Source organism: Aminobacter sp. P4_D5, assembly GCF_056401815.1.
In genome coordinates this window covers 1-16,283 of the sequence record NZ_JBFUIP010000010.1, presented here as the reverse complement: position 1 = coordinate 16,283, position 16,283 = coordinate 1, and the positions used below count along the sequence as shown (strand labels likewise).

Genomic DNA, 16,283 nt, shown 5'->3' with positions numbered 1-16,283 from the left:
CCGCGTTCCCAATGCTCTTGCCGGGTGCCCCAAGGGCAGGTCGATTGCCGCCGCGCTTGGCTTGGGCGCATGTAAAGTGGATTACTGACGACACAATTCGATTCTAGCCGGACGGCTTTGCAGGAACCGCGATGTCTCAATTGAAAGATGTTCTGGACGAAGTGGTTGCGGAGATGGCGAACGCGCCTGAGCGCGGCGAGGTCGCTTCCTACATCCCGGAGCTTGGCAAGGTCGATCCGGCGAAATTCGGGATTGCGGTCATCATGAATGATGGCGAGGTGGTGGCTGCGGGCGATGCCGACGAACCCTTTTCAATTCAGAGCATATCCAAGGTGTTCACCCTGGCGCTGGCTTTGGGGCGAGCTGGCGACACCTTGTGGAACCGAGTTGGCCGGGAGCCTTCGGGCACGCCCTTCAATTCCATTGTCCAGCTGGAGCGGGAAGAGGGGATACCCCGAAACCCATTCATCAATGCCGGTGCGATCGTTGTCTCTGATGTGCTCTTGGCCGGCCATCAACCGCGCGAGGCCATCGGCGAGATCCTGAGCTTTGTGCGCTCCCTTGCCGATGACGATACCATCGTGATCGACCGCGACGTCGCCAATTCCGAACGCGCTACCGGTTACCGCAACTTCGCGCTTGCCAATTATCTCAAGGGGTTTGGCAACCTGAACCACGCGCCGGAGCTGACGCTTGGGGTCTATTTCCATCACTGCGCCATCGCGATGAGCTGCAAGCAATTGGCGAATGCCGGGCGCTTCCTGGCAAACTCCGGCAGAATTCCATCCTTGAACCACACGGTCATTTCAGGCGAGCGTGCCCGGCGCATCAATGCCCTGATGCTCACTTGCGGCCATTACGACGGCTCAGGTGAATTCGCCTTCCGCGTCGGCATTCCCGGCAAGAGCGGCGTCGGTGGCGGGATATTGGCGATCGTGCCCGGAGTTGCATCGATTGCGGTTTGGTCGCCTGGCTTGAATGATCGCGGCAACTCGATGCTCGGCTCGATTGCGCTGGAGAAACTGACCAAAAGAATGAACTGGTCAATCTTCTCATCCTGATCGGCCGAATCACGCGGCGCCGAAACTGCCTGCCTGACCAATCAGATAGCAGCCGATCCCGAATCCCATTGGCTGAGCCAGGACGAGAACTGCTGGCTCAGCGCCGTGGAAGTATCTATCGACGCTTCATAGGCGCCGACGATCGCTGTTATTTCAGGGCACAGCGCCACCAGCATGCCACTCCTGAGCTCGTTTTCGATGAAAGCAGGATTGGCTTGCCCTACGCCCAAACCTGAAATGCAGGCGTCGATGGCCGCTTCGTCGGTATCGAATGTGATGGCGCCCGCCTTGGGCGCAAACGCCACCCCGGCAGATGCCGACCATTGCAGCCATGACCACGCGTCCGCCGTGTCGAGCAGAACCGGCAAGTCGAACAGCGCTTCAGGCGAAAGCGGCCCGGCGAGCCCGCGCAACAGTTGAGGCGTGCAGACGCTGACAGTCTTGTCCAACAGGAACGCATTCGAAAATGCGGTCGTCTCCGTGCCCCTGACATAGCCGATCGTAAGATCCGCCGCATCATTGCCGGGCTTTTGCGAACGAAATGACAGATCAGCTCCCGGGCAGCTGCTTCTGAACGATCCGATGCGCGGGATCAGCCAGCGCTGCGTCAGCGTGATCGGAGCTTGAACGGTCAGCCGCGCCCGATGGGGCGAAATCTCACGCGCGCCGGTTTCGACAAGAGCCAGAGCACCCTTCGCATGGGCGAGGAAGCGTCGCCCGGACTCGGTCAATACGACAGCGTTGTGGCTACGCTGGAAAAGAAACGCGCCGAGGCTCTCCTCAAGCGTCTTGATCTGCCTGCTGATCGCGCTCGGTGTCAGGCACAGTTCCTCGGCCGCCAGCGTCAGGCTGCCCGTGCGGGCAACCGCAACGAACGCGGGCAAGGTGTTCAAAGACGGGAACCGGGAGGGTCCTGCTTGAGAGTTTTGCATGCCGGATTGAGAAGTTTTCGATTGCACATTGGGTCCTGCTGGGCAATTTGCCATAAAACTTGATAATTGTCCTCACCAATAAACATGGCCGCGCGATGCGAACGATGTTCCTTCACCAGAAGACCGGCGCGGCGCAATGACATTGCTGATCGGCAGCGCATCTTGTGACGGCGGAGCCGCGAAACTGAGCAGCAAAGGCTGTTTCGGCATCGTCGGCTTGATGGTTGCCGGCCTGGTCGTGCTCGCTGGCATCGGTTTTGCCGGGCTGTTCGTCGGCGGCGTGACCACGCCGTTTCAGGTGGTCATCGATGCACTGCTGGGGCGAAGCGCTGGGCCTGAAGCGGCGATCTTGTGGAAACTGCGCATTCCGCGTGAACTCCTGGCCATCCTGGCCGGAGCAGCGCTCGCCTGTTCGGGCGTTGTGATGCAAGGCGTGGCGCGCAACGCACTCGCGTCGCCGGACCTGACCGGCGTCCTGACCGGCGCAAGCTTTGCCATCGTCGTTTTCTACGTCTTCGTGCCCTCGGTGCCGGCCATCGCCCATCCGTTCATCGGCCTCGCCGGCGGATTGCTGGCTGGCGGTACCAGCCTGCTGATCGCGTCTGCGGGCGGCCTGTCGCCGGTCAGGCTGGCGCTGGCAGGGTCCGCCGTCGCCTTCTTTTGCGCCGCAGGCATCACCACGGCACTGATCCACGCTGGGCCGACGGTCGCCTCGGTGTTCTTCTGGCTCACCGGCGGACTTGCCGGCCGCGGCTGGCAGCATCTCATCATCCTGCTGCCCTGGGCCGTGGTGGGTCTGTGTGCCTGCGTCGTGCTGGCGCGGCCTCTCGATCTGCTCGCGCTTGGCGACGAGGCTGCCGAAACGCTCGGGCTCAATGTGCGCTTCTGGCGCCTTGCCGGTGCTCTGACGGCGATCGTCCTGTCGGTCGGCGTCGTGGCCGTCGCGGGCCCCATCGGCTTTCTTGGCCTGTGCATTCCCCACATCGCCCGCAGCATCGTTGGTGTCAGGCATCAGGTTCTGCTGCCCGTCTCGGCCGTTCTGGGCGCGATTGCGCTGCTGACCGCCGATACGCTGGCGCGCTTCATGGCTGCCCCGCGCGAACTGCCGATCGGCGTAGTTACGGCAATCGTCGGCGGCCCCTTCCTCATCCACATGGTCTGGAGGAAGACGGCGTGAGCAGGCTTCCATTCTGGCCGACAGCGGCTGTCACCTTCTGCGCGCTCGTTGCCCTGGCACTTCTCGCCGCGCTCAACGGTGCCGCCGATCTCGGCCTGCAACACGGGCTCGAAGCCCTGTTTTTCCGCAAGGGCGACGACGCCGGCATCGTGTGGGACATCCGGCTGCCCCGCGTTGCCATCGGCATCCTCGTTGGCATTCATCTCGCTGTTTCGGGGCATCTGCTGCAGGCGGCCACACGCAATCCGCTGACCGACCCCAACGTGCTCGGCATTTCTGGCGGCGCCATGTTTGCCGTGATGATCTTCCTGCTTTTCACCGTCTATTGGGGTCAGACCGACGGCAGCAAGCTGACCTCATATCCGGTCGCACCCTTGCCCTTCGTCGCGCTCGTTGGCGGTCTGGTTGCAGCAACCTTGACCTACCTTGTCGCCTGGCGTGCCGGCGCGACCCCGCTGCGGCTGGTGCTGGCCGGTATCTCCATTGGCATCACTTTCCAGGCGCTGGGCCTCGGCATCTTCGCCGCCTGGGGCTCGACCCGCATGGAGACGGTTCTGCTATGGCTGTCGGGCAGCCTCTATGCCCGTGGCTGGGAGCACGCGCTGCATCTGCTGCCTTGGACCATTGGCGGGTTGTTGGCGCTGCCGGTGATGGTGGCCAAACTCGATCTGCTTTCTTTTGGCGACGATGCGGCGGCGACGCTCGGCGTGAACGTTGGGGCGATCAGGCTGGCGGCCATCGCCCTTGCCACCGTGCTGGCGTCGAGTGCGGTCGCGATTGTCGGGCCATTGGGCTTTGTCGGTCTCATCACACCTCATGCCGCACGTCGGCTGGTCGGCTTCTCGCTGGCCAAGTCACTGCCGATTTCGGCACTTCTGGGCGCCTTTCTGGTGACATCAGGCGACCTTTTGGGCCGCATCGCCACCCCGCCGGCCGAAATCCCGGTCGGTGCGGTCACCGCGCTGATCGGCGTGCCGATTTTCCTCGTGCTTCTGGGACGACGCCTATGAACGGCCTGATCTGCCAGGACATTTCTCTCGGTTATGGTGCGCGCCAGGTGCTGCGCGATGTCAGCCTGTCCGTTCCCAAAGGCAAGATCACCGCGCTGATCGGGGCCAATGGCTGCGGCAAGAGCACCTTGCTGCGTGCCATGGCCGGCCTGTTGCGACCAATGTCGGGTGAGGTAGCGCTCGATGGCCAGAAGCTGTCGGCGTGGCCGCGCAAGCAATTGGCGCGCAGGCTTTCATTCCTTCCCCAGGAAATGGTCGATCCGCCGGAGATCACCGTCGTCGAGCTCATCGCCTACGGCAGGCACCCGCATCGCGGCCTTCTGGGGCGCTCGGCGCCCGGTGACGCGGAAGCGGTGGCGCGGGCAATCGCTGCCACCGACATGACCAGCCTCTCCGACCGCATGGTCTCAACGCTCTCCGGGGGTGAGCGGCGCCGCGCCTGGATCGCCATGGCGCTCGCCGTCGAAGCCGGGATCCTGTTGCTCGACGAGCCCACGACCTTCCTCGATATCGGCCACCAGTTCGAGGTGCTCGAGCTGTTGCAGCACATCAACCGCGCCCAGGGCATCACTGTGGTGTTGTCGCTGCACGACCTCAACCAGGCGGTGCGCTTTGCCGACCATCTCGTCGCCGTTGATCGCGGCACCATCATCGATCAGGGCGCTCCAGCCGATGTCATGACCGAGCATCTGCTGACCGAGACCTTTCGCGTCAGCGCCACCGTCACCCGCAACCAAGATCATCCGCCGGTCTTCATTCCCACCGGCTCGATCAAGGCTCCTTCACGTCTCATCCATTGAAAGGCTTATGTCATGAATCGCAGAGATTTCCTGATCCGCTCCACCGCCGTTGGCATGGTGGCGATGTTCGCGACCGCAGCCAAGGCGGCACCGCATACAATCACCGACGATCGCGGCGTGGCCATCAAGCTTCCCGATGATGCCAAGCGGGTAGCCGCCGTCTCCTATTTCGGCGCCGATGTCGCCTTGGCACTCGGCATCACGCCCGTTGCCACCACCTACATGGTGGAAGGCCGCAACCCCGACCACCTGCTCGGCAGACTTGTCGACGTGCCCAAGATCGGCCAGCGGGCAAGCCCCAACCTGGAGCTTCTGGCCCAGGCCAAGCCTGATCTGATCGTCGCCATCAAGCGCTACACCGAAGCCAATGCAGGCAAGCTCGAAGAGATCGCGCCCTATCTCGCGGTTCGCCTGGAGACGCCAGAGGACTCCGAGCGCGACCTGTTGCTGGTCGCCGAAGCGCTTGGCAAAAAGGCCGAAGGCGAAAAGCTTGTCGCCGATTTCCACGCCGAGTTCGACGCCCTGAAGGCCAAGGCGCCGAAGGACCGAGGCGTCAAATATCTCTATTTCTACGGTTCGGGCGAAGCGCCATGGACTTTCTACGAAGACGACGTCACCGCCTCGATCCTGACCACGCTTGGTGGCGTCAATGTCGCCGGCAAGAACCCGACGCCCGAAGTGCCCGATAACACCGCCTTCGAGATGAACCTCGAGGCCATGCTCCTTGCCGATCCCGACGTCATCATCGTCTACGATTACGGCCCGGATCGCCCGTTCGAGACAAACCCGATCTGGTCGTCGCTGCGGGCGGTGCAGGAAGGCAAGGTTCATTTCGTTGGCGATCACTGGATCGAATCGCACGGTCCCATTGCCCGCCGCGTCGTCATCAACGAAGCCGCCGCTATCCTCTATCCCGACGTCTTCAAGGCCGATTCCCCGCGCACCATCGCGGCCCGCATTCTCGCCTGATAGAGGGACTTCCGAAGCGCGACATGGCGAATACATCCATCCTGTCGCGCTTCGTCGCCGATGCGCGTCACATACTGGAGCTGGCGGTGCCGTTGGCGCTGACCCAGCTTGCCCAAGTGGCGATCTCGACCACCTCGATCATCGTGCTTGGCCTGCTCGGTTCGGCCGAGCTCGCCGCCGGCGGGCTGGCGATCGGCCTGTTCAACCTTTTGCGCACCATGGGCGTCGGCCTTGCGGTGGGAACCGCCAATCTCGTCGCCGAAGAGGCTCGCGGCACGGGCGATGCCGAAAAGATTGCGAATTACGCCGCCTCAAGCCTGCAGATATCGACATTGGCCGGCCTCGTCGCCGTGGCGCTCATGACGCAGGTTGAACCGCTGCTCCTGTTGTTTGGACAAGATGCTGAGGTCGCGCGGCTTGCCGGCATCTACCTGATGGCGACGTCCTGGGGCATTCTTCCGTGCCTGTGTTTCAATGCGCTACGCAGCTTCACCGTCGGCTTGAGAAAGCCGGGGCCGGTCCTGGCGATCACCTTGGCCTCCATCGCCATCAACGCGGCACTCGCCTTCGGCCTTGCCACCGGCCGTTTCGGCTTGCCGCAGTTCGGCGCGACAGGCGTTGCCCTTGCTGCTGGCTTGGTGCACCTGGCGAGCTTCGCCGCGCTTTCCATGCATGTGCTGCGGTCGCCAGGTTATGGTGCCTACAGAATCGTGCCGGCTTTGCTGCAGCTTGATGTGGGCACCTGGAAACGAACACTGGCCCTCGGCGTGCCGACCTCGGCAGCCTATGGTTCGGAAGCCGCTTTCACTGTCGCCATTGCCTTGTTGATGGGCACGTTCGGCGAAGCGGCACTGGCCGCGCACAATATCGTCAACCAGATCATTTACATCGCCTTCATGCTGGCGGTTGGCTTGTCGCATGGCACTTCAGTTGCCATCAGCGAGGCGCAGGGCCAGGGGCAGGGCGCCCTGAAACGGCGCTACGGCGCGATCGGCATCGGAATTGGCATGGCGGTCATGGTGATCATTGGTGCGGGCTACATCGTGGTGCCCGGTCTTATGCTTCTTCCGTTCGCATCGGATACGGGACCGAGCACCACGGAGACGATGAAATTTGCGGCTCAACTGCTGACGATTGCCGCAATCCTGCAAATCTTCGACTGCTCGCAGAACATCGGCGTGGGTCTGATGCGTGGCCTCGGTCGCGCCAGGCTGACGCTTGGCTTGACCCTCGTCGGTTATTGGCTGGTCGGCTTTCCAGTGGCCGTGGCCCTGTCTTATGCGCTCGGCCCGACGGGCGTGTGGTGGGGGCTCTGCGCTGGACTGGCGGCGACCGCGATCCTGATCCTGTCGAGCTTCGAACGACTCACGCGGACGCGGTGATCCGACGCCCGGCGATTTCGCTACGAGGGCGGGCGGGATGAAGGCACCGGGCCGCGCGCGATTCGTTTTGACTGAAGCCGTGCCTAATATGTGCTTGTGGAGGGGAGTTTACCTGATCGGCAAGGCCAGCGGGCCGCGTGATCCAGGCAATTGATCTTGCAAAGTAAAATGGTCGGAGTGGAGAGATTCGAACTCCCGACCCTCTGGTCCCAAACCAGATGCGCTACCAGGCTGCGCTACACTCCGAAATCACATTTCGATGCCGTGCCTAGTGGCTTCCGCTCGACAAGGCAAGGGCAAAAACGCCGAAACCGGCTTTCGTCTTGCAGCAACGGCGATTGCACAGTAATGACGGGCTCATCTGGATGTCCGTGCGTCTGCGCGGAATCACGAGTGAGGTAAGTATGTCCGCGCGAATTTTCAGCCCCGCTAAGACCGCCATGCAGTCGGGCAAAGCCAAAACCGGGCACTGGGTGCTCGAATTCGACGCCGAAAAGCCTAAGAAGATCGATCCGCTGATGGGCTACACTAGCTCCGGCGACATGAAGAGCCAGATTCGTCTGACCTTCGAGACCCGCGAAGAAGCGGTTGCTTATGCCGAAAAGGAAGGCCTGGCCTTCCGCGTTCAGGAGCCGAAAGAAGCCAAGCGTCGGCAGATTTCCTACTCCGACAATTTTCGTTATGACCGCAGGACGCCCTGGACGCACTGACGTTTCAAGGCAAAATCATCCCGCCCTGCATAGGGCGGTCAGCGGTCCCGTAGCTCAGCTGGATAGAGCACCGGCCTTCTAAGCCGATGGTCACAGGTTCGAATCCTGTCGGGATCGCCAACATTTTCGTCGCGACGCGAGCGCCACCCATCCAGCTTTCGACACGACATCTGCCATTGGCATTTGGCTTTGGCTTGCCTCGCAAGTGGCAAGCCGCTTAAATTCCGCCCTGCGGGCTGGTCCCGATCCACGGCTCATCGCCTATCAGCGGATTCAGATGTCGCACACACTGCCCGAGTTCCTGTCGATTGCGCCCAGGCTTGTCGTTGCCGTCTTGCTTGGTGTGCTGATCGGCATCGAACGCCAGTGGCGACACCGCCATTCCGGGCTGACCACCCATGCGCTGGTAGCGCTCGGTGCGGCCGCGTACAGCGCGTTGCCGACGCTGGTCGGTGTGACCAGTGAAGTGCGCATGGGCAGCCAGGTGGTAACAGGCATTGGCTTCCTGGGTGCCGGCTTGATCATGCGGGACGGCCTCAGCGTGCGCGGACTGAGCACAGCGGCAACCGTGTGGGCCACAGGTGCCGTGGGCGTGCTGGCCGGTTATGGCAACCCCCTGGAAGCGGCGGAACTGGCGGTTCTGATCGTCTTGATCAACCTCGTCCTTCCGCGCCTGAGCTGGCTGATCGATGAAATGGCCCCCGAGAGCAAGGAGGTCCCGCGCTTTTACGTCATCGAGCTGAAATGCAAGGCGCGCGACGAGGCGATGGTGCGAACCATGCTTCTCCAGGCGCTGAGCGTCAGGAAGCTAAGGCTGCAGTCTTTGGAAAGCCATGCGCTGCCGGATACGAGCTCTGTCGAAGTCGAGGCACTGGTATTCAGCGCGCGCGAGGAAGACAGCTTGGTGGAGCACCTTGTCGGCGAATTGAGTATGACGCCCCAGATAGTTGCGACGAGCTGGACCTCAACAACGCCGCCCGAATAGCTGCGGGCGAATTCAATCCTGGCGCTAGCTGCCGCGCCCTTCTTCTTTCCGCTTCGCCCGAAGCCTGTCGGGCAGCCCGTCATGATCGCCCAGAGCGCGTTCTGGCACGTCTTCCCACCAATCGTCACGCATGGGCTTTCGCTCGGGATTGCGCGGATAGACGATCCGGTTTTCGGCCTTGGTGGTTTCGCCAACCACTAAAAGGCGGACTTCAGTTTCGGTGTTGTTGAGAAAGCTGTGGGCCAATCCTGTGCCCGCGGGGAAGCCCACGGAGTCACCGGGCCTCAGCCGATGCAAGTTACCGTCCAGCCAGACATCTGGCTCGCCGTCGAGCACGTAGACGAATTCCTCTTCGGCACTTTCGGCGTGCGGAAACGATGTCCGCCGGCCAGGCGACAGGCGGACATGGTGGATGCCGATCCGCTCAAGGCCAAAATGCGCGGCGAGGGGCGCGCCAATGCCCCTCAACTCGTTGGTGCCGGAAAATGTCTCGCCGTCCGGCCGTTCAACCTCGGTCCAGTGGGCGATTTCAGAAGGACGGTCGGACGCGGCCATTTGGATCCTCGCACAGGGTTGTCACTTTCAAGGCGACCACTGTCGCGATCGCCTGTCTTGACGTCAATGCGGGCAGTGCTGCCTCAAGGCACAAGCTGATCCGACGGGTCCGACCTTACTCCGCGCTATTGGCTGCAGCCAGGCCGGCCGCAATGTCTTCCTTGAGGTCGGCGACGTCTTCCAGCCCGATCTGCAGGCGGATGATCGGGCCTTCGTAAGGCCCGTTCGCAATCTTGCGGTCGCCGAGGAATACGGGCACGGCAAGGCTCTCATAGCCGCCCCAGGAGTAGCCGAGGCCGAAGATTTCGAGCGCGTCCAGGAAGGCATGCGCCTTCTTGGTGCCGCCGCCGGCAAGCACCACCGAGAAGATGCCGCTGGAGCCTGCGAAGTCGCGTTTCCACATGGCGTGGTCGGGGTGGCTTTCGAGTGCCGGGTGCAGCACGCGCGCAACGCCGGGCTGGCCTTCGAGCCAGCGCGCAATTTCGAGCGCGCTCCTTTCGTGATGGGCAAGGCGGACGCCCATTGTGCGCAAGCCGCGCAGCACCTGGTAGACGTCGTCAGGGCCGGCACAGCAGCCGAGCGTGTCGAAAGCTTCCCTGAGGCGCGGCCAGCAGGCGGCGTTTGCCGAAACGGTGCCGCTGAGAATGTCGGAATGGCCAGCCGGATACTTGGTTGCGGCATGGATGGAGACATCGACGCCGAAGTCGAGCGCCCTAAACAGCAGCGGCGTGGCCCAGGTGTTGTCCATCATGACGATTGCACCCGCAGCATGCGCGGCTTTGACGATCGCGGGGATGTCCTGCACCTCGTAGGTGTTGGATGCGGGCGATTCGGTGAACACGACCTTGGTGTTGGGCTTGATCAGTTCGACAATTTTCGCACCTGCATGCGGGTGGTAATAATCGACCTCGACGCCGAGACGCTTCAGCATGGTGTCGGCGAAATGACGGGTCGGATGATAGACCGAGTCGGTGATGAGCACGTGGTCGCCGGCCGACAGGAAGCCGAGGAGCGGCACGGTGACGGCGGCGAGGCCCGAGGGAACCGCGATTGTGCCGGCCGAACCTTCAAGCTGGTCGATCGCCTCGCACAGGGCGTCAGTCGTAGGTGTTCCGCGGGTGCCATATGTGTATTTTTGAGCACGCCCCGCCATCGTTGCGGCATTGGGATAAAGAACCGTCGAGGCGCGCACGACCGGCGGATTGACAAAGCCATGAAAGCCGTGTGGATCGTGCCCGCAATGCGCGAGCCGCGTGTTGACGCCTTTGATCCTACCGTTGTCTCGAGTCATGAAACCGCACCCTTTCAGCGAAGACGCCAGCCATAATGCGACCGCTCTACCGGCGCAACCGCCGCGCGGCCCCGTTCGGCTGGGCCAGATATGGCCAGCGGGTTTTGCCGGGCGCCTCGTTGAGACGATCGGGTTTACCTGGCGCCGCATGTGGCGCGCTCCTGTCGGCACTCCGCCGCCGGTCTGGACACGTCAGCTGACGCTTTTGTTGCTTTGCGGTGCTTGTGTCGTCGGATTGCTGTTTTTCATCGATTCGGCGGTGATGAATTTCGTTCTCTCCAACCGCAACAACCTGACGAGTTGGCTGGCCTGGCTGAGCGATATAGGCAGGTCCGAATGGTATCTCGTTCCCTCCTTGTTGGTCTATCTGGCAACCGCGAGCGCCGATTGGCGCGGCGTCGGCTATGGCTTCCAGGCCCGGCTGGTGACGCTGTTTGGCCAAGCAGCTTTTGTTTTCGGCTGCGTTGCAGTCACTGGCATCGCTGTCAATATCGTCAAGTTGTTCTTCGGCCGCGCCAGGCCGGCATTCTACGGCGAATACGGTGCCTATTATTTCGATCCCTTCGTGGTGACGCGCTATTCTTCGAGTTTCCCCTCGGGCCATGCGACGACGCTGGGAACCGTGGCCGCGATCCTGATGATCTGGTTCCCGCGCTATTGGTTGCCGATCGGCATCGTCGGCCTGCTGTTTTCGGCTTTGCGGATTCCGGCCGCCGCGCATTATCCATCCGATGTTGCGGCCGGCTATCTGTTCGGGCTGATCGTGACGATCATTGTCGCCAGGTTCTTTGCTGCGCGTCGTGTCGGTTTCCGCCCAACACCGGGCAAGCTCTTGCCCGTTGCCACCGGATTCGGCAGGCTGAGGCGGGCTGCCGGCTAAGCGGCTGGAACCAGGCTTGTCGGGCGCAGCACAGATCGTGCCTGGACCTTTCTAATACTAAAGACCGAGGCGTCCATCGCGGGTCTTTATTGCTTGACCTAATAAGAATTATCGCCTTCGATGTCATTTGTGAACCGGACTGCAGCAATGCGCGCCGGATAGGTGCGCAATCCGGGAAATGGGCCGGATAGGGGACGCTGAGTTCACAGATCAAAAAGACAGGCAACGCCTGCAAAAAAACAGAAAAGGGTTCGTGGGTCATGAAGTATATCATTTCAGGCATTCTCGGGGCTGCTACGCTCGGCATGGTGGCGACCGCCGCATCTGCCGGCACCCTTGAGGACGTCAAGGCAAAGGGCTTCCTGCAATGCGGCGTCAGCACCGGCCTGGCCGGGTTCTCGGCACCGAACGACAAGGGTGACTGGCAGGGACTCGATGCCGATTTCTGTCGCGCGGTTGCAGCAGCGGTCTTTGGCGATGGCACCAAGGTCAAGTTCACGCCGCTTTCCGCCAAGGAGCGCTTCACCGCTCTTCAATCGGGCGAAATCGACCTTCTGTCGCGGAACACCACCTGGACCATCAATCGCGATACGGCACTTGGCCTGAACTTCGTTGGCGTTACCTATTTCGACGGCCAGGGCTTCATGATCAATGCCAAGAAGCTGCCGGGCGTGAATTCCGCACTCCAGCTCTCGGGCGCCGCAGTCTGCGTGCAGACGGGCACTACGACCGAACTCAATCTCGCCGACTACTTCAAGGCGAACAAGATGGAGTACAATCCGGTCGTCTTCGAAAAGCTTGAAGAGGTTAACGCTGCTTATGATGCCGGCCGTTGCGACGTCTACACCACCGACCAGTCGGGCCTTTATGGCATCCGTTTGACGCTTGCTTCGCCGGACGATCACGTCGTTCTGCCCGAAATCATCTCCAAGGAACCGCTCGGACCTGCCGTGCGCCAGGGCGACGACAAGTGGTACCACATCGTCAAGTGGACCTATTTTGCGCTGCTGACCGCCGAGGAACTCGGCATCACCCAGGCCAATGTCGAGGAAATGAAGGCATCGGGTAACCCCGAGGTCAAGCGCGTGCTCGGCACCGAGACTGACACCAAGATCGGCACCGATCTCGGCCTCGGCAATGACTGGGTCGTCAGCATCGTCAAGTCAGTGGGCAACTATGGCGAAGTCTTTGAACGCAATGTCGGCCAGGGCAGCCCGCTGAAGATTGCCCGTGGCATCAATGCGCTCTGGACCAAGGGTGGACTGCAGTACGCGCCGCCCATCCGCTGATCCGAAGTCTCACCCGGAAGGCGGCGAATCCGCCTTCCGGTTACTCTTTAAGAGGGACTTCCGATGGCTACGCAGGACATACCCCATGACGTAGGGGGCGGCCGCGCGTCGCTTCTCTACGATCCGAAGGTGCGCGGCATCTTCTTCCAGATCCTCGTGGTCGTTGCGCTTACCGCGTTCGTCTGGTGGATCATTGGCAATACGATCGAGAACCTGAAGCGCGCCAATATCGCGTCGGGTTTCGCCTTTCTCAACGGCCGTGCCGGCTTCGACCTCAGCGATTCGCTGATCGCCTTCGATTCCGATTCGACCTACAAGCGCGCGTTGCTGGTTGGCTTCCTCAACACGCTTGTTGTGGCTGTCGCCGGCATCGTAACCGCGTCGATCCTGGGATTTCTCCTTGGCATCGGCCGGCTGTCGCAGAACTGGCTGATCCGCAAGATCTGCACTGTCTATGTAGAGATATTCCGCAACATCCCGCCGCTGCTCGTCATCTTCTTTTGGTATTTCGGTGTGCTTTCGGTGCTGCCGCTGCCCAAGGAGAGCATTGAGCTGCCTTTTGGCTCGTTTCTCAACAGCCGAGGCTTTTATTTCCCCAAGCTGATCTGGGGCGAGGGTTCGATGCTGGTGCCCGTGGCGTTCCTGCTTGGCATCGGGATGTCGTGGTTTGTCGCCCGGCGTGCCCGCCAGCGGCAAATGGCGACGGGTGCGACATTCCCCGTGTTCTGGACGTCGCTGGCGCTGATTATCGGCCTGCCTCTTTTGGCACTCGCCGCGACGGGCTTTCCCATGAGCTTCGATTTCCCAAAGAAATCGACTTTCAATTTGACGGGCGGCTTGCAGATCAAGCCGGAGTTCCTGGCGCTCTATCTGGCCTTGTCGTTTTATACTGCAGCCTTCATCGCCGAGATCGTGCGTGCCGGCATCAAGGGCGTCAGCAAGGGCCAGACCGAGGCGTCGTCGGCACTTGGCCTGCGCTCGGGACAGGCGCTCAGGCTGGTGGTGGTGCCGCAGGCGCTGCGCATCGTCATTCCGCCTTTGACCAGCCAGTATCTCAACCTGACCAAGAACTCGTCGCTGGCCATCGCCATTGGCTACCCCGATTTGGTCGCGGTGGGAGGCACGGTGCTCAACCAGACCGGACAGGCTATCGAGATCGTGGTCATCTGGATGGTCGTCTATCTCGGTCTCAGCCTGGTCACGTCCGCTTTCATGAACTGGTTCAACGCCAAGATGGCGCTGGTGGAAAGGTAGGAGGCGGACATGTCGCAAGATATCGGATACGTCCGCACCGAATTGGCGCTGCCGCAACCAGCCCCTCTTCGCGAGCGCGGGCCAGTGGCATGGATACGCAAGAACCTTTTTGCCAATCCATTCGATTCGGTGCTGACGATCCTCGGTCTTTTGATCGTGGCGATGATTGTGCCGCCGCTCTTCAACTGGGCCGTGGTCAATGCCCAGTGGACGGGTACCGACCGGACCTTCTGTGCGACTGTGGCACAGGGTGGCATCCAGCCTGACGGCTGGTCCGGCGCCTGCTGGGCGTTCGTCAATGCCAAGTTCGGCCAGTTCATGTTCGGCCGCTATCCCATAGAGGAACGCTGGCGGGTCATCCTGGTGGCGATCATGTTCGTGGCGCTGCTGGTTCCACTGATGATCCCGCGTGTTCCGCGCAAGGGGCTGAACGCGTTCCTGCTGTTCCTGGTGTTCCCGATCGTTGCCTTCATGCTGTTGATCGGAGGCATGTTTGGCCTGCCGCATGTCGAAACCCCGCTCTGGGGTGGGCTCCTGGTGACGCTTAGCCTCTCCTTCGTCGGCATCGTTGTGTCGCTGCCGCTCGGCATCCTTTTGGCACTTGGCCGGCGTTCGAAGATGCCGGTGGTAAAGATGCTCTCCGTCATCTTCATCGAAACGATCCGTGGCGTGCCTTTGATCACGGTGCTTTTCATGGCGAGCGTCATGCTGCCGCTGTTCTTGCCGGCGGGGGTCAGCTTCGACAAATTCCTGCGCGCGCTGATCGGCGTGTCGTTGTTCGCTTCGGCCTACATGGCGGAAGTGGTGCGCGGCGGTCTGCAGGCGATCCCCAAGGGCCAGTACGAGGGTGCCGATTCGCTAGGCCTTGGCTACTGGCAGAAGATGAGGCTGGTTGTGCTGCCTCAGGCGTTGAAGCTGGTCATTCCGGGCATCGTCAACACCTTCATCGGCATGTTCAAGGACACCAGCCTCGTCTATATCATTTCGATGTTCGACCTGCTTGGCGTCGTGCGTCAGAACTTCTCGGATCCGGCCTGGGCATCGCCCCAGACCCCGTCGTCAGGGCTCGTCTTTGCGGCACTGGTGTTCTGGATGTTCTGTTTTGGCATGTCGCGCTACTCTATCTATATGGAACACCGGCTCGACACCGGGCATAAACGATAACGAACAACAAAAGGGAACGGCCCATGGCCATCGAAAACGCAGTCAGCGCCGACGAGATCAAGGTCGATCGGGCGAAGATGCACATCTCGGACACCGATGTGGCGATCGACATTGTCGGCATGCACAAATGGTATGGCGAGTTCAATGTGCTCAAGGACATCAACCTGCGCGTCATGCGCGGCGAGCGCATCGTCATCTGCGGCCCGTCGGGCTCGGGCAAGTCGACGATGATCCGCTGCATCAACCGGCTGGAAGAGCACCAGAAGGGCAAGATCATTGTCGATGGCAAGGAGCTGACCAACGATCTCAAGAAGATCGACGAGGTCCGCCGCGAAGTCGGCATGGTGTTCCAGCACTTCAACCTGTTCCCGCATTTGACGATCCTGGAGAACTGCACGCTGGCGCCGATCTGGGTGCGCAAGACGCCCAAGAAGCAGGCCGAGGAGCAGGCGATGCACTTCCTGCGCCGGGTCAAGATCCCCGAGCAGGCCAACAAATATCCCGGCCAGCTGTCGGGTGGCCAGCAACAGCGCGTGGCGATCGCGCGCTCTTTGTGCATGAACCCGCGCATCATGCTGTTCGACGAGCCGACCTCGGCACTTGATCCTGAAATGATCAAGGAAGTGCTCGAAACCATGGTCGGCCTCGCCGAAGAGGGCATGACGATGCTGTGCGTGACCCACGAGATGGGCTTTGCCCGCAAGGTCGCCAACCGGGTCATCTTCATGGACCAGGGCCAGATCGTCGAAGAAAACACGCCTGGCGAGTTCTTCGACCATCCGCGCCACGAGCGCACCAAGCTGTTCCTCAGCCAGATCCTGCAT

General features: G+C 61.5%; 16 protein-coding genes and 2 tRNA genes. 14 read left to right on the top strand and 4 right to left on the bottom strand.

From position 1 onward, the window contains the following. Positions 1–131 precede the first annotated feature (131 nt). Positions 132–1,061: a glutaminase gene (locus tag AC1DWF_RS04085; RefSeq protein WP_476784059.1), complete on the top strand. Its 930-nt coding sequence runs from the start codon at positions 132–134 to the stop codon at positions 1,059–1,061. Positions 1,062–1,102: 41 nt separating this feature from the next. On the opposite strand, the gene AC1DWF_RS04080 is transcribed toward AC1DWF_RS04085, so the two are convergent. After that, a complete protein-coding gene (locus AC1DWF_RS04080) occupies positions 1,103–1,954 on the bottom strand; it encodes a LysR family transcriptional regulator (RefSeq protein WP_476784060.1) in 852 nt (283 codons plus the stop codon). A gap of 175 nt (positions 1,955–2,129) precedes the next feature. On the opposite strand from AC1DWF_RS04080, the gene AC1DWF_RS04075 reads away from it, so the two are divergent. Genes AC1DWF_RS04075 through AC1DWF_RS04055 form a run of 5 tightly spaced genes read left to right on the top strand, consistent with a single transcriptional unit; the run spans position 2,130 to position 7,331 of the window. Beyond that, positions 2,130–3,170, top strand: a complete 1,041-nt coding sequence (locus AC1DWF_RS04075; protein ID WP_476784061.1) for a FecCD family ABC transporter permease — start codon at positions 2,130–2,132, stop codon at positions 3,168–3,170. Then, positions 3,167–4,180 (top strand): FecCD family ABC transporter permease, encoded by a 1,014-nt coding sequence (locus AC1DWF_RS04070; RefSeq protein WP_476784062.1) that lies wholly within the window; start codon positions 3,167–3,169, stop codon positions 4,178–4,180. Before AC1DWF_RS04075 ends, AC1DWF_RS04070 begins: the two co-directional genes overlap by 4 nt. Beyond that, on the top strand, positions 4,177–4,980 hold the full coding sequence (locus tag AC1DWF_RS04065; RefSeq protein ID WP_476784063.1) for an ABC transporter ATP-binding protein: 804 nt from the start codon (positions 4,177–4,179) through the stop codon (positions 4,978–4,980). Before AC1DWF_RS04070 ends, AC1DWF_RS04065 begins: the two co-directional genes overlap by 4 nt. A gap of 12 nt (positions 4,981–4,992) precedes the next feature. Beyond that, on the top strand, positions 4,993–5,949 hold the full coding sequence (locus AC1DWF_RS04060) for an ABC transporter substrate-binding protein (RefSeq protein ID WP_476784064.1): 957 nt from the start codon (positions 4,993–4,995) through the stop codon (positions 5,947–5,949). A 23-nt stretch (positions 5,950–5,972) separates the two neighbouring features. Next, a complete protein-coding gene (locus tag AC1DWF_RS04055) occupies positions 5,973–7,331 on the top strand; it encodes an MATE family efflux transporter (RefSeq protein ID WP_476784065.1) in 1,359 nt (452 codons plus the stop codon). A 169-nt stretch (positions 7,332–7,500) separates the two neighbouring features. Here the strand turns inward: AC1DWF_RS04055 and AC1DWF_RS04050 are convergent. Beyond that, a tRNA-Pro gene (locus AC1DWF_RS04050) sits at positions 7,501–7,577 on the bottom strand. Positions 7,578–7,735: 158 nt separating this feature from the next. Between AC1DWF_RS04050 and AC1DWF_RS04045 the strand changes: the two genes are divergently transcribed. From AC1DWF_RS04045 to AC1DWF_RS04035, 3 genes are all read left to right on the top strand, one after another. Beyond that, the gene (locus AC1DWF_RS04045) at positions 7,736–8,041 is read left to right on the top strand and encodes an ETC complex I subunit (protein WP_115732770.1); all 306 of its coding nucleotides are present in this window, start codon (positions 7,736–7,738) and stop codon (positions 8,039–8,041) included. 43 nt (positions 8,042–8,084) lie between these two features. Beyond that, positions 8,085–8,161: transfer RNA gene (locus tag AC1DWF_RS04040), tRNA-Arg, on the top strand. A 157-nt stretch (positions 8,162–8,318) separates the two neighbouring features. Further along, positions 8,319–9,026: an MgtC/SapB family protein gene (locus AC1DWF_RS04035; RefSeq protein ID WP_476788897.1), complete on the top strand. Its 708-nt coding sequence runs from the start codon at positions 8,319–8,321 to the stop codon at positions 9,024–9,026. A gap of 24 nt (positions 9,027–9,050) precedes the next feature. Here the strand turns inward: AC1DWF_RS04035 and AC1DWF_RS04030 are convergent, their stop codons facing one another. Continuing rightward, the gene (locus tag AC1DWF_RS04030) at positions 9,051–9,581 is read right to left on the bottom strand and encodes a cupin domain-containing protein (RefSeq protein WP_476785346.1); all 531 of its coding nucleotides are present in this window, start codon (positions 9,579–9,581) and stop codon (positions 9,051–9,053) included. A gap of 115 nt (positions 9,582–9,696) precedes the next feature. Further along, positions 9,697–10,872, bottom strand: coding sequence for a cystathionine beta-lyase (locus AC1DWF_RS04025; protein ID WP_476785345.1), 1,176 nt, complete (start codon positions 10,870–10,872; stop codon positions 9,697–9,699). Between the two features lie 148 nt (positions 10,873–11,020). Between AC1DWF_RS04025 and AC1DWF_RS04020 the strand changes: the two genes are divergently transcribed. From AC1DWF_RS04020 to AC1DWF_RS04000, 5 genes are all read left to right on the top strand, one after another. After that, a complete protein-coding gene (locus tag AC1DWF_RS04020; protein WP_476788896.1) occupies positions 11,021–11,752 on the top strand; it encodes a phosphatase PAP2 family protein in 732 nt (243 codons plus the stop codon). Between the two features lie 260 nt (positions 11,753–12,012). Further along, on the top strand, positions 12,013–13,041 hold the full coding sequence (locus AC1DWF_RS04015; RefSeq protein ID WP_476788895.1) for an amino acid ABC transporter substrate-binding protein: 1,029 nt from the start codon (positions 12,013–12,015) through the stop codon (positions 13,039–13,041). Between the two features lie 63 nt (positions 13,042–13,104). Next, a complete protein-coding gene (locus AC1DWF_RS04010) occupies positions 13,105–14,295 on the top strand; it encodes an amino acid ABC transporter permease (protein WP_476788894.1) in 1,191 nt (396 codons plus the stop codon). Between the two features lie 9 nt (positions 14,296–14,304). Then, on the top strand, positions 14,305–15,459 hold the full coding sequence (locus tag AC1DWF_RS04005; protein WP_476788893.1) for an amino acid ABC transporter permease: 1,155 nt from the start codon (positions 14,305–14,307) through the stop codon (positions 15,457–15,459). A 23-nt stretch (positions 15,460–15,482) separates the two neighbouring features. Beyond that, a partial coding sequence (locus tag AC1DWF_RS04000) for an amino acid ABC transporter ATP-binding protein (RefSeq protein ID WP_115732616.1) occupies positions 15,483–16,283 on the top strand: 801 nt, incomplete at its 3' end.